Source organism: Natronococcus jeotgali DSM 18795 (genome assembly GCF_000337695.1).
GTDB classification, from domain to species: domain Archaea; phylum Halobacteriota; class Halobacteria; order Halobacteriales; family Natrialbaceae; genus Natronococcus; species Natronococcus jeotgali.
The window spans coordinates 14,953-27,149 of the sequence record NZ_AOIA01000017.1; the positions used below are offsets into that span (position 1 = coordinate 14,953).

Genomic DNA, 12,197 nt, shown 5'->3' on the forward strand with positions numbered 1-12,197 from the left:
GACGATTCGAAACCTTCAATTACGGCCGTCGGCAAGCAAGGAGTGCAGGCGAGGTGGCGCACGACGCCACGGACGCGAAACCAGGCGGGTTGGTGGTCTAGTCTGGTTATGACACCTCCTTGACATGGAGGAGGCCGGCAGTTCAAATCTGCCCCAACCCATTTCTCGCGAACCGCTTTCACAAGGAATCCTGATTAGGTTTCCTACGTCGACTCGTAGTGATCTCGGAGAACCAAAGGGTGCGTGTGTAAATTCTATATAGGCCTCTCAGTATTGATTTCAATTCGGATATTTATATTTTCAGTGGAACTAATGTATTGGATGGATATTCTATGGTATGAAAATCGTATCGTGGAACGCGAACATGGCGTTCCGAAAAAAGAAGAGTGCCTTACTGGAGGATCACGATCCAGACATTTTGCTGATTCAAGAGTCAGAACACCCTGAGCATAACGGTACATGGGATGAATTCAGTGATTGGGAGTGGACTGGAAACAACCCCAACAAAGGACTCGGGGTCTACACTCGCAACGGATACACATTAGACCGAATTGAAGAAGAAGTCCCTGCTCAATATTTTCTGCCGGTCAGAATCGTCGAGAAACCCGATCTAAAACTGCTGAACGTGTGGGCGATGAACAACAAGGAAAACCCGAAGAAACGCTATATCGGACAGCTGTGGACCGCATTACAACACTACGACTTTCTCGATGAAGACTGCATAATTGCTGGGGATGTGAATTGGAATGTGCAGTGGGATGAGAACCCGAAATATGGGTTGTGTGGGGACTATATGGATGTGATCTCTGATTTGGAGGATCACGGTCTATGCAGTGCGTATCACACGATTAGCGGTGATAAGTATGGGGATGAGTCTGAATCCACGTTCTATATGCATAGGAAAGAGGATCGTCCCTTCCATACAGACCATTTCTTTATCCCGAGTAGGCTCGTTGATTCTGTATCTAATTTCGAAGTTGGAGAGCACATAACGTGGTCAGAACATAGTGATCATATGCCTCTGACCATCAACTTCGATATAGAGTAAACTAATTAGTTTACTAGTGTTAGGCTCTCTTTCTTTGAGGTACCGTTCGGCGGCTTGTTTGGGAGTCATTTGTCGTGCCATGTTTGTCTCACCATGAATCACGACAGAGACTCCTGCCAGATCTGCGCGACCAGTCCCAATTACAGACCTGAGTACACGGACCGTGTGCACATCGTGAGTGACTTGTCCGCGGGTTGTTTTTTGTTTCTGTCGTCCGACACCTTCATGAGGAGGCCGGCAGTGAGCGCGAGCCGAAGGCGAGTGCGAACTACGCGAGTCACGCGCAGCGGAGCGAGCATGTCTCGCAGCAGTTCAAATCTGCCCCAACCCATTTCTGACGAACTAGCACGACGAACGCAGTGAGGAGTGCGTCCGTCACGTTGAGCAGTTTGAACCAGACGAGTCGCGCGCAGCGAGAGCGCGGTCGGCGACCGCGCTTGTGAACGGCGCTTCGCGCCGTGAGCGAGCACGTCTCGTCGAGGTTCGAATCTGCCCCAACCGATCGTTCTCCCATAACGACGAGGAGCGACGCCTGATACCGCCTGCCTCGCTCGAGCTAGCGAGAGGAGGACGAGCGGGGCCTCGAGACGCCGTTCGACGCCTACCGCTCGAGGCGCGCGACCGTCGTCCCGTCCCGCCGTTCGACCTCGACTAGCCCGTCGTCCGCGAGATCCGAGAGGAGCCCCTCGAGCCACGCCCGGCCGTGCTCGCCCTGGGGGGCGTAATCGACCCGGATCCGCGGCCCGAGCGCGTCGAGCTCGAGTTCGTCGTACTCCCGTAGGGTTCCGATCACGCGTCCACGAAACTGCCGACGGCTCCCCTCGAAGCTGGGCTGGGTCGGCACGTCCGGGGCGGTGAAATCCCCCGTCTCGTAGGCCGAACACCACTCGCGCCAGGGACATTCCTCCTCGTCGCAGCGGGGCGTCTGTCGACAGGCGACCCCGCCCAGTTCCATGACGGCGTTGTTCCAAACCCGTGAGCGACCCGCTGGCATGAGTTCGTTCGCCCGCTCCTCGAAGGCCGACTCGTCGTCTGGGACGTCGAAGGCTCGGTACAGCACGCGCTTGACGTTCGTATCGACGACCGCGTTTCCGTCGTTGAACGCGAAGCTCGCGACCGCGTTCGCGGTGTATGGCCCGACGCCCATCAGCTCCTGGAGCTCCTCGGGCGTCGTCGGAAACTCGCCGTCGTACTCCTCCTCGACCTGTCCGGCGGCCTCGTGGAGGTACTTCGCGCGGTTGTTGTAGCCGAGGCTGTGGTCGGTCCAGAAGCCGACGACCTCGGCTCGATCCGCGGCCGCCAGCTCGGCGGTCGTCGGCCAGCGCTCGAGGAAGTCCTCCCAGGCGTCGACGACCCGGTCGAGCTGGGTCTGCTGGCTCATCACCTCGCTGACGAGGATCTGGTAGGCGTCGTCGGTCCGACGCCAGGGGAACGAGCGGTGGTCGTCCTCGTACCACGCGATCAGCGACTCGCGGACGTCCGCGAGGTCGTCGGGCACCGACGGCTCGTCGGCGTCGACGTCTGCGTCGGCGTCACTCATCGGCCGTTCTAGCGACCGCCCCGGCTTACGTGTACTGGATCGCCGCCCGTACTCGAGGGCGAGCACGAAAGGTCTATCCGGCCCGCGCGAGTCCGCCCCCCTATGAGCCTCGACGACCTCAACGAGGAGATGCAGGAGTCGTACGCCGACGTCGGCGACGAGCTGACCGTCGCCCTCGACCGGGAGACGCGAAACGAGCTGGCGCTGCTCGAGACGGCCCTCGAGCCCGAGGCGACCGACGAACTCGTCCGGCGGGCGATCCACATGCTGTTCCAGACGACCGTCGACAGCGGCAAACTCGACTTCCAGCTGCGCTCGGGGTACGACGTCACCTACGACGAGTACCTCTCGGGGATGACCTACGACGAGATGACCGGGGCCGACCAGTATCCGAGCATGGACGACGAGCGGCGGTACCAGTTCTAGGCTCGAGCGACGCAGACTTTCGCGTCCCAGCAAGACAGCGGTGGGGAGTAGCGACTTCCGTATCTGGTGCCGGCCGCGAAATTCGCGATCGGTACGGGCCGCGCAGCGAACCGTACTAACCCAGTCTGCGCACAAAAGACCGCTGTCGGCTTCAGCTGTTTGGATCTCCGGGCCCTGTTCAACTGTTACTGACGGGATCGCCCGAGTTATCCTCCGGACAGAAGACGCGGAACCAGCAGATCTTCTTCTTGCACGATATCGTCGCACAGTACTGACCGTCGACTGGCTCGGCAAGTACAGGGTCCTGCTCCTTGCAGTTCTTGTGGTGTGTGTCCTTCTGGCCGTCGTAGCACTTGTCGTGTTTCTTTTGCTGCACGGCATAGCTGACGGCGAACGGGAAGGGTGCAGAGATCGTCACCTTCTTGCGGTCACCTTCGATCGAAAATGCATCCGGATCGCCTCCGGTTTCGACTTTCGGACACCACTTTCCTTTCTTCTTGTAGTACTTGTATACGATGTCGAGACCCGGCGGGCACTCCGGCTGTCTCCGACACGGTGCATCCGCTGCTGCCACGAGCTGATCGAACAGCAGTAACCCCTCGTACTCTACGGTGAGACGTTCCGGATCGCGATCCCCCGGGAGTTCGACCGTTACAACACCGGTAGCACCGACCGTCGATATGTACGTCTCTGTGGAACCGTCCGTAAAGTCCACCGTTACATCCAGCTGTTCGCCCTCGTCGATGTTCGTGGTCTGGATAGTAATCTGTGCACACGTGACCTCAATATCGGTGACGGCCGGGTTATCCCCACATGGTGCATCCGATGCCGCCACACCTGCATCGAACAGAATTAGCCCGTCGTACTCGATCCGAAGGTCTACTGGGTCACGATCGCCAGGCAACGTAACGGTCGCCTGGTTATCGGTGACTGTCGGGGTATATTCCTCCGTGGATCCGTCCGAAAAATCAACCGTCACGTCGAGCGTTTCACCATCGTCGATGTTCGAGGTGGTGATGACTATTTGCTCACAGGTAACGTCTACGTCGTCGACAGACGGGGGAGCTTCGTCTGGACACGTGTACAGAGTTACATTGCTGATGTCCGGCAACCTGTCCGGTTGACCGTTAGATTGTTCTATGCACCACGTAACGTCTTCCTGCGGATCCTCCGGGACCTCGCCCAAGAAACAGTACTGGCCTGCTTTGAGCGTGATGTAATCGGCATTTTCCGGAATCTCTTCGGGCGAGAGCGTAAAGCATTGGCCGGAAAGACCGCCACTGAATAAGGCGACGGCGACCGGCTCGTTTTCACAGACCTCACGCACGCAGTCGATACACTGTCCCGCCTGTCCTGGCGGGTCCGTCGGCCCTGTAGCAGCGTCGCCACAGAACGGTGCCGGAAGGGAGTCCTCAGTTTGCGCGCCAGTCGTCATCGAGAGGCCGCCCAGTCCAACTCCGGCGGCAGTCAACCCTTGCAAATAGAACCTCCGAGTGACGCTCTTTCCCCCGTTACCCAGTTGGTCTGGTTTTTCTTTCGACATCTACAACCAGTCTTATCAGACCGCATTAATTAGTACACATACCTTTCTCTCGGTGAGTGTAACAAACCATTATATTTTTACTTCTCGAGAATTGTAACTCCACCAGGATATCGGAGACCACTGAGGAGAGCACGGCTCTCTCGAACCACGCTCCTCGATGGCGTCTCCCTGCGGTGCTTTCGTCGCTCGCCTTCCTCGAACAACGGGAGAGCTTCGTCTCTCGAGCAGCGAGGAACCGGTAGTCCCTCGAGCAGTCGGCGCGAAGCATCCGCTCAACGCGCCAGCCTGTTCAGTCCCACCTGTGGCGGCTGATCGGCGCTGCAGAATCGGCGCTGGACGGTACGTTCGCACTCTCCACGTACCGACTCGATCGATCGGATTCGACACGAAAACCGAGTGCCGAAACCCTGTCGTCGGCCGAACCGACCTGCGAACCGTTCGTCCGCGGATCGACCGCCCGATCAGTCGTCGTCGATCAGCGCCGCGCTCGAGAGCGCCTCGTCGATGTCGGCCTCGGCCATCTTCTCGATGAGGGCGTCGATCACTTCCTCGCGTTTGCCCTTGACGAACTTGATCGAGCCGACGACGAGGTGGCCGCCGCCGGAGACGCCGCCGCCGGGGATCTCTTCTTCGAGCTCCGAGACCATGTTCGGGATGTCCAGCCGGACGCCGTCCGAACGGAGCACGGCGAAGTCGGGACCGTAGCCGACCGTGATGACGGGATCGCCGGTCTCCTCGATCTTGCGGTCGTGGAGCTCGCCGGTGGTCTTGCCCGGTGCGGGGTAGGTAAATCGGTGGGCGTGGTTCTCGACGTCGATCCGGTAGAGGTGGGCGCCGTTGTCCAGTTCCTCGCGTTCGACGTGGGGCGTGGCGGCCTCCAGTTGCTCGTCGACCTCCTCCCGGGCGCGGTCGGCGAAGAAGGAGACGAGCTCGCGGTGGCGCTTCTCGTCGTCGGAGTCGACCTGAAGCAGGTCCTGGATCAGCCGATCGCCGGAGTTGTACCGCAGCCAGAAGGCCGCGTAGTCCAGCGCTTCGCTGACGTCCTTGAGCCGCTGCTCGTCGTACCCCTCCTCGGCGGCGAGCTCGAGGTAGTCGTCCATCGCGTCGGCCTTCGAGCGGTCGGAGAGGCCCGCGACGGCGGGGACGTGGCGCAGCTCGTCGGTCATCCCGGGGTAGATCATCCGCGCGAGCTCGACGCAGAGCATCCCCGTCGTGATCCGGTAATCTTCCTCGTGGAGGTAGGGGTTGACGTGGGCGTCGAGCAACTCGCCGACCGCGTCGGGGTCGGGGTGGTGGTGGTCGAGCGCGACGATGGGAATGTCGTAGTGGGCCAGGGTCTCGTAGGCCGGGACGTCCTCGGCCGTCGAGCCGTTGTCGAGCATCAACAGGAGCGGGAGCTGCTGGCCGTGGCGCTCGCGGTCCTCCAAGGCGAAGTTCAGGTCCCGGGTGGCGTCTTCCATCTCGTAGAAGGGGGCCTTCGCCGGGAGCCGTTTGATGAGGTGTTGGGGCGCGTCGTCGTCCTCGTGGACGTCGGCGATGAACCGCTCGAGGGCGATCTGGACCGGTACCGCGGCGCACATTCCGTCGCCGTCGGCGTGGTGGCGCACGCGGATGGGGCGTCCCTCCAGCACCGTCCGGCGAAGGAGCCGCGCGACCTCCTTCAGGTTGGGCCGGAGCTTCTCGAAGGCCGGCCAGTCGATCAGCGGCTCGACGTCGCGGGGCTCGGCCCGAGACTCGAGGGCGGCCTCGAGTCGCTCGCGGGCCTCGTCGGCGTCCTCGCCCTCCAGTTTCGAGAGGCCGTCGACCTCGATCTGGACGTCGCCGTCGCGGTGTTCGGGTACCCCGGTGACGCGGACGACGTCGCCGACCGCGATCGAGGGGTACGCCCGGACGCCGGCCTCCTCGAAGGCCGCACAGGGGACGATCCCCTGCTCGTCGGCCACGTGGAAGATCGTCGGGCCGGCGGTCTGTTTGACCTGGACGATCTCTCCCTCGACGTGGATCTGGTCGCCGACGTTGGCCTCGAGGCGGTCGGTACCGGTCAGCGAGTAGTCCCGCGAGACCGCCTCGAGGGTGTAGTCGTCGACGTCGACCGGCTCGAACGCCATGTCGCCGTTGTCCCGGACGGTCTCGAGCTCGACGACGAGCTCGTCGCCGACGGCGTAGGTGCCCTCGAGGACGGACTCGTGGACGAGGCCGGAGACCGAATCCGAGAGATCGACGAAGACGCCGTAGTCGACGATGCCGTTGATTTCAGCGAGGTAGGGTCGATTTCGTTCGAGATCGTCTGCGGTACAGTCGGGAGCGAGATCGTAGACGACGGAATCCCCGTCGCCGTCGCCGGCGTCGCCGGCGGGCTCAGCAGTCATCGTTGGCCGTTGTTTGTGGCGGGCGCGTATAACCCTTGTTAAGCCTGCCGGCCCGGGGTGGCCTTTCGGAACGTTTAGCAACCGCAAGCCCGCACGGGTGGGTATGGGGCTGTTCGACGCGCTGTTTCGCTCGAGCGAGATCCTCGGGATCGCCGAGGAGACCCTCGAGTTCGCCATCGAGTCCTCCGAGGCCGCCCACCCCGACGAGTACATGGGGTTCCTTCGCGGCACCGAATCCCGCGAGCTCGGCCTCGATCGGGACGGGCTCGTCATCACCGACGTGCTCGTCGTGCCGGGAACGGAGACCAACAGCGTCAGCGCGACCGTCCGGACGAGCCAGATACCCAACGACGTGAAGGCGCTCGGCAGCGTCCACTCCCATCCCAACGGCGTGATCAGCCCGAGCGACGCGGACTTAGAGACGTTCGGCCGCGGGAGCGTCCACGTCATTATCGGAGCGCCGTACCGACGGACCGACTGGAAGGCCTTCGACTCCCGGGGCCAGCCGACGACCCTGAACGTGATCGACGTCGAGCTCCCCGAGGGCGACGATTTCTTCGATTTCACACAGGCCGACATCGACGAGGATCTCCAATGACTCCGAACGCAACTCACTCACTCGAGGCGACCGACGACTCGGACTCCGATCGACGACCCGCGCCGGAGGCGCGATCGCCCGAATGAGCCGTACCGTCATCGCGCAGGGCACCTTCGACATCCTTCACCCGGGCCACGTCCACTACCTCGAGGACGCCGCCGCGATGGGCGACCGGTTGTACGTGATCGTCGCCCGCAAGGCCAACGTCGACCACAAGGCGGCGCCGATCTGTCCCGCGACCCAGCGCCGGGACGTCGTCGACGCGCTCGAAGCCGTCGACGAGGCGCTTTTGGGTCACGAGGAGGACATCTTCGTCCCGATCGAGGAGATCGACCCCGACGTGATCGCGCTGGGCCACGACCAGCACCACGACGCCGACGCGATCCGAGAGGCGCTGTCGGCTCGGGGAATCGACTGCGAGGTCCGGCGGGCGAGCGCGCGCGAACCCGCCAGCGAGGACGAGTTGCTCTCGACGCGGCTGATCGTCGATCGGATCCTCGAGCGCCGCGGGTAGCCCCGCGGAGCCGAGGCGTGTGGCCGTCGGAACGAGGAGAGAAACGCACGCGACGTCCCGAACGTGCGGGTCCGCGACGTCGAGAACGGGGATTCCGAACCCGCCGAGCCCTAGTTTTTGATCACGCAGCGGGGGGGAAGCGGGATCGAGTCCACCGTGTGTCCCGTTTCGACGAAGTGCTCGATCGCCTTTCGCGATATCTCCCGCTCGCTGTCACCGTCCTCCGTACTCGCCCGCCAGCCGCACTCGAGACAGTACTTGTGCATCCCTCGCTCTGTTCGGTACTCGGAGACGGGGCCTGGAAAGACCCGTGCAGGAAATCGAAGGGAGGCTACTCCCGTTTGACGCCGGGATTCGTCACGGCGCCGTTCGCGGCCGAGTCGAAGTCCCGCCCGTACTTCGCCAGCACGCCGGCGTCGTAGGCCGGCTCGGGTCGGTCCCACTCCTCACGGCGGGCCTCGAGTTCCGCGTCGCTGGCGTCGACCTCGAGGGTGCGCTCGGGGATGTCGACGGTGATCTCGTCGCCGTCCTCGAGCAGCCCGATCGGACCGCCGACGGCCGCCTCCGGGGCGACGTGGCCGATCATCGGACCCCGCGTCGCGCCCGAGAACCGCCCGTCGGTGATCAGGGCGACGTCGTCCTCGTGGCCGGCGCCGACGACCGCGGCGGTGACGCCGAGCATCTCGCGCATCCCGGGACCGCCGCTGGGTCCCTCGTTACGGATGACGATCACGTCGCCGCTCTCGATGTGGCCCTCCTGGACGTACGCCATGGCCTCCTCCTCGTTCTCGAAGATCCGGGCGGGGCCCTCGTGGTGGAACTGGTCCTCGCCGGTCGCCTTGAGCACGGCGCCGTCGGGGGCGAGGTTGCCCGAGAGGATCTTGATCGCGCCCTCCTCCTGTTTGGGTTCGTCGACGGTGTAGAGGAAGTCGGCCTCGAGCTCGGAATCGGCGGGCAGGTCGCGCTCGTCCTCGAGGTGCTCGAGTTCCTCGGCGATCGTCCGCCCGGTGACGGTCATGGCGTCGCCGTGGAACAGGTCGGCCTCGAGCAGTCGTCGGATCACGACGGGAACGCCGCCCAGCTCGTGGAGGTCGTTCATCACGCGGGAGCCGCCGGGCTGGAGGTCGGCGATCTTCGGGGTGCGCCGTGAGATCTCGTCGAAGTCCTCGATCTCGAGGTCGACGCCGGCCTCGCGGGCCAGCGCCAGCAGGTGGAGCACGCCGTTGGTCGACCCCCCGATCGCGGTCTGGAGCGCGATGGCGTTCTCGAAGGATTCGCGGGAGAGGACGTCGGAGGGGCGGCGCTCCTCCTCGACGACCTCGACGGCGAGTTCGCCGGCGCGCTCGGCGACCGCGTACCGTTCCTCGTCCTCCGCGGGCGGGGAGGCGCTGCCCAGCGGCGCGAGCCCGAGCGCCTCGGAGATCGAGGCCATCGTGTTCGCGGTGAACATGCCGCCACAGGAGCCCGCTCCGGGACAGGCGCTGCGCTCGAGTTCGTCCAACTCCTCGGCGTCCATCTCGCCGGTGCCGTAGGCGCCGACGCCCTCGAACACCTGGACGATGGTGACGTCCCGGCCCTCGTGCTCGCCGGGCATGATCGAGCCGCCGTAGAGGAACACGGAGGGGAGATCCGTTCGGATCGCGGCCATCATCATCCCGGGCAGGTTCTTGTCGCAGCCCCCGATCGTGACGAGACCGTCCATGCGTTCGCCGAAGCTGACGAGTTCGACGCTGTCGGCGATCATCTCGCGGGAGATCAGCGACGCCTTCATCCCCTCGGTCCCCATCGAGATCGCGTCCGAGATCGTGATCGTCCCGAACTCGATGGGCATTCCGCCGGCCGCGTCGGCGCCCTCGATGGCCGCGTCCGCGACGTCGTCGAGGTGGACGTTACACGGCGTGATGTCGGCCGCGGGGTTGGGGACGCCGATCATCGGCGAGGAGAGGTCCTCGTCGTCGAACCCCATCGCGCGGAACATCGCGCGGTGGGGCGCCTTCTCGGCGCCCTCCGTGACCTCGCGGCTCTGGAGGCGCTCGTCTTTCCCGTGGTCGAACCGATCGTCGCTGCTCATGGTCGGATCTTGTCTCGGGGGGACATAAGTCACGCCTTCTCCTCAAGGGTTGCTGGCGATCGGCGAACTGGCTAACGGATTCGGTCCGCCGCCTCGAGCCGATCGGCCGCCTCCCGGAGCGCCGCCTTCGTGTCGATGCTCTCGAAGGTCGCCTCGCTCACGCCCTCGAGTTCGTCCTCGCCGACGACGACGGCGTCGAGCTCCTCGATGGCCGCGAGGATCCGTCCGTCCTCGCGCTCGAGGACGTCGGCGCAGGCTCGGGCCATCGGATCGGCCCGGTAGACCGCCTGAGTCGTCTGGTACCAGCCGTCCTCGAGTTTGACGAGCGCCCCGTCGTGGCCCTCGGCGCGGTCGGCGAGTCGCTCGAGCAGGGCGGGGTCGACGAACGGCATGTCGCAGGCGACGACCGCGCCGTACTCCCGGTCGGCGGCCTCGAGCCCGACGGCGATGCCGGCCAGCGGTCCGCGATCGGGTTCGGGGTCGACCGCGAACGCGACGGGCTCGGGGAAGTCGGCCATCGCCGCCTCGATCGCCCCGCGTTGCTCCTCGCGGCAGTTGATCACGAGCTCGTCGCAGACGGTCGCGAGTCGGTCGGCGACCCGCCGGATCATCGGCGTTCCCGCGAGCTCCGCGACCGCCTTGTCGTCCTCGCCGAACCGCGTCGAGTAGCCGCCCGCGAGGACGACCCCCGACAGTGATCGCTGAGACCTCATAGTCGGCGCTTGGGGTGGCGGGTCGTAATAGCTGTCGGGGCCCGACCGAAACCGACCGTTCGTTCGATTGCTCCATCCGATACTAGATACTCGATCTCACTACTAGAGATGCACAACAACCACAGCGCTAATCACAGCAACCTTTACCCGGAGATTCGTGGCAGGTACCGTGGAGTCTGATATCGAATGTCAATGAACGCTGTCGTATACCAGGGACCGCACGAGGTCGCCGTCGAGGAAGTAGACGAACCGCAGATCGAACACCCCAACGACGTCGTCGTCGACATCACGACGACCTGTATCTGCGGGTCGGACCTCCACATGTACGAGGGTCGAACCGCCGCCGAGGAGGGGATCGTCTTCGGCCACGAGAACATGGGCACCGTCAGCGAGGTCGGCGAAGCCGTCACGAGCCTCGAGGTGGGCGACCGCGTCGTCATGCCGTTCAACGTCGCCTGCGGGTTCTGTCGGAACTGCGAGAACGGCTACACCGGGTTCTGTACCAACGTCAACCCCGGGTTCGCCGGCGGCGCCTACGGCTACGTCGCGATGGGACCCTACAAGGGCGGGCAGGCCGAGAAACTTCGCGTTCCGTACGCGGACTTCAACGCGCTGAAACTCCCGGAGGGCGACGAACACGAGGATTCGTTCGCGCTGCTCGCCGACATCTTCCCGACGGGGTGGCACGGCACCCGACTGGCGAACCTCGAGCCCGGCGAGTCGATCGCGATCTACGGGGCGGGACCCGTCGGTCTGATGGCCGCCTACAGCGCGAAGCTGCAGGGCGCCGCCGAGATCTACGTCGTCGACCGCGTGGAGAGTCGCCTCGAGATGGCCGAGGACCACTGCGACGCCCGCCCGATCAACTTCGAGGAGGGCGATCCCGTCGAGCAGATCGTCGAGGCCCACGGCGACGAGGTCGACAAGGGCGTCGACGCCGTCGGCTACCAGGCGATCGACCCCGAGACCGATCCCGGCGACGACGCCTACGACCCGGCCCGCGAGAACCCCGCGGTCGTGCTCAACCAGCTGATCCAGACGGTCCGACCGACCGGCGAGATCGGGGTTCCAGGGCTGTACGTCCCCTCCGACCCCGGCGCGCCCGACGAGATGGCCGCCCAGGGACGACTCGGCATCGACTTCGGGAAGCTCTTCGAGAAGGGGCTCCGGTTCGGCACCGGCCAGTGTAACGTCAAGCAGTACAACCGCGAGCTGCGCGACATGATCATCGAGGGCCGGGCCGACCCCAGCTGGGTCGTCTCCCACCGCGTCGACCTCGAGGAGGCCCCGGAGATGTACGAGCGCTTCGACGACCGCGAGGAGGGCGTCGTCAAGGTCCTGCTCGAGCCCTGAGCGGGACGGCCGTCCTCACCGA

Annotated in this window: 11 protein-coding genes and 1 tRNA gene; 6 read left to right on the forward strand and 6 right to left on the reverse strand. The window is 64.1% G+C overall.

Annotation, left to right across the window (positions count from 1 at the left end; all coding sequences use genetic code 11):
- The first annotated feature begins 86 nt into the window (after window positions 1–86).
- Together C492_RS00550 and C492_RS00555 are read left to right on the forward strand one after the other, a co-directional pair.
- Window positions 87–161: transfer RNA gene (locus tag C492_RS00550), tRNA-Val, on the forward strand.
- A gap of 176 nt (window positions 162–337) precedes the next feature.
- Window positions 338–1,048 (forward strand): exonuclease/endonuclease/phosphatase family protein, encoded by a 711-nt coding sequence (locus C492_RS00555; RefSeq protein WP_008419520.1) that lies wholly within the window; start codon window positions 338–340, stop codon window positions 1,046–1,048.
- Window positions 1,049–1,649: 601 nt separating this feature from the next.
- On the opposite strand, the gene C492_RS00565 is transcribed toward C492_RS00555, so the two are convergent.
- Window positions 1,650–2,588: an HhH-GPD family protein gene (locus C492_RS00565; protein ID WP_008419525.1), complete on the reverse strand. Its 939-nt coding sequence runs from the start codon at window positions 2,586–2,588 to the stop codon at window positions 1,650–1,652.
- Window positions 2,589–2,690: 102 nt separating this feature from the next.
- Here C492_RS00565 and C492_RS00570 point away from each other — a divergent pair, with 102 nt between their 5' ends.
- A complete protein-coding gene (locus tag C492_RS00570; RefSeq protein WP_008419527.1) occupies window positions 2,691–3,014 on the forward strand; it encodes a hypothetical protein in 324 nt (107 codons plus the stop codon).
- Between the two features lie 178 nt (window positions 3,015–3,192).
- On the opposite strand, the gene C492_RS00575 is transcribed toward C492_RS00570, so the two are convergent.
- Window positions 3,193–4,557 carry a hypothetical protein gene (locus tag C492_RS00575; RefSeq protein ID WP_152424776.1) on the reverse strand — a complete coding sequence of 455 codons (1,365 nt, stop codon included), beginning with the start codon at window positions 4,555–4,557 and terminating at the stop codon, window positions 3,193–3,195.
- A gap of 461 nt (window positions 4,558–5,018) precedes the next feature.
- Complete coding sequence (locus C492_RS00580) at window positions 5,019–6,926, reverse strand: DHH family phosphoesterase (protein ID WP_008419531.1); 1,908 nt, start codon at window positions 6,924–6,926, stop codon at window positions 5,019–5,021.
- Window positions 6,927–7,029: 103 nt separating this feature from the next.
- Between C492_RS00580 and C492_RS00585 the strand changes: the two genes are divergently transcribed.
- Entirely contained in the window at window positions 7,030–7,524 is a 495-nt protein-coding gene (locus tag C492_RS00585; RefSeq protein WP_008419533.1) for a Mov34/MPN/PAD-1 family protein, read from the forward strand.
- A gap of 82 nt (window positions 7,525–7,606) precedes the next feature.
- Window positions 7,607–8,038, forward strand: coding sequence for an adenylyltransferase/cytidyltransferase family protein (locus C492_RS00590; protein WP_008419535.1), 432 nt, complete (start codon window positions 7,607–7,609; stop codon window positions 8,036–8,038).
- A gap of 110 nt (window positions 8,039–8,148) precedes the next feature.
- Here the strand turns inward: C492_RS00590 and C492_RS24360 are convergent, their stop codons facing one another.
- From C492_RS24360 to mobA, 3 genes are all read right to left on the reverse strand, one after another.
- Window positions 8,149–8,304: a hypothetical protein gene (locus tag C492_RS24360; RefSeq protein WP_008419537.1), complete on the reverse strand. Its 156-nt coding sequence runs from the start codon at window positions 8,302–8,304 to the stop codon at window positions 8,149–8,151.
- A 65-nt stretch (window positions 8,305–8,369) separates the two neighbouring features.
- A complete protein-coding gene (ilvD, locus tag C492_RS00595) occupies window positions 8,370–10,109 on the reverse strand; it encodes a dihydroxy-acid dehydratase (protein WP_008419539.1) in 1,740 nt (579 codons plus the stop codon).
- 71 nt (window positions 10,110–10,180) lie between these two features.
- Window positions 10,181–10,822: a molybdenum cofactor guanylyltransferase gene (gene mobA / locus C492_RS00600; protein WP_008419540.1), complete on the reverse strand. Its 642-nt coding sequence runs from the start codon at window positions 10,820–10,822 to the stop codon at window positions 10,181–10,183.
- Between the two features lie 192 nt (window positions 10,823–11,014).
- Between mobA and C492_RS00605 the strand changes: the two genes are divergently transcribed.
- Window positions 11,015–12,175 (forward strand): glutathione-independent formaldehyde dehydrogenase, encoded by a 1,161-nt coding sequence (locus tag C492_RS00605; RefSeq protein ID WP_008419542.1) that lies wholly within the window; start codon window positions 11,015–11,017, stop codon window positions 12,173–12,175.
- The last annotated feature ends 22 nt before the right edge of the window (window positions 12,176–12,197 follow it).

Bases quoted from the DNA above. Each gene is read 5' to 3' on its own strand.
- C492_RS00555 (WP_008419520.1), top strand. From the start codon at position 338: ATGAAAATCGTATCGTGGAACGCGAACATGGCGTTCCGAAAAAAGAAG.
- C492_RS00565 (WP_008419525.1), bottom strand. From the start codon at position 2,588: ATGAGTGACGCCGACGCAGACGTCGACGCCGACGAGCCGTCGGTGCCC.
- C492_RS00570 (WP_008419527.1), top strand. From the start codon at position 2,691: ATGAGCCTCGACGACCTCAACGAGGAGATGCAGGAGTCGTACGCCGAC.
- C492_RS00575 (WP_152424776.1), bottom strand. From the start codon at position 4,557: ATGTCGAAAGAAAAACCAGACCAACTGGGTAACGGGGGAAAGAGCGTC.
- C492_RS00580 (WP_008419531.1), bottom strand. From the start codon at position 6,926: ATGACTGCTGAGCCCGCCGGCGACGCCGGCGACGGCGACGGGGATTCC.
- C492_RS00585 (WP_008419533.1), top strand. From the start codon at position 7,030: ATGGGGCTGTTCGACGCGCTGTTTCGCTCGAGCGAGATCCTCGGGATC.
- C492_RS00590 (WP_008419535.1), top strand. From the start codon at position 7,607: ATGAGCCGTACCGTCATCGCGCAGGGCACCTTCGACATCCTTCACCCG.
- C492_RS24360 (WP_008419537.1), bottom strand. From the start codon at position 8,304: ATGCACAAGTACTGTCTCGAGTGCGGCTGGCGGGCGAGTACGGAGGAC.
- ilvD (WP_008419539.1), bottom strand. From the start codon at position 10,109: ATGAGCAGCGACGATCGGTTCGACCACGGGAAAGACGAGCGCCTCCAG.
- mobA (WP_008419540.1), bottom strand. From the start codon at position 10,822: ATGAGGTCTCAGCGATCACTGTCGGGGGTCGTCCTCGCGGGCGGCTAC.
- C492_RS00605 (WP_008419542.1), top strand. From the start codon at position 11,015: ATGAACGCTGTCGTATACCAGGGACCGCACGAGGTCGCCGTCGAGGAA.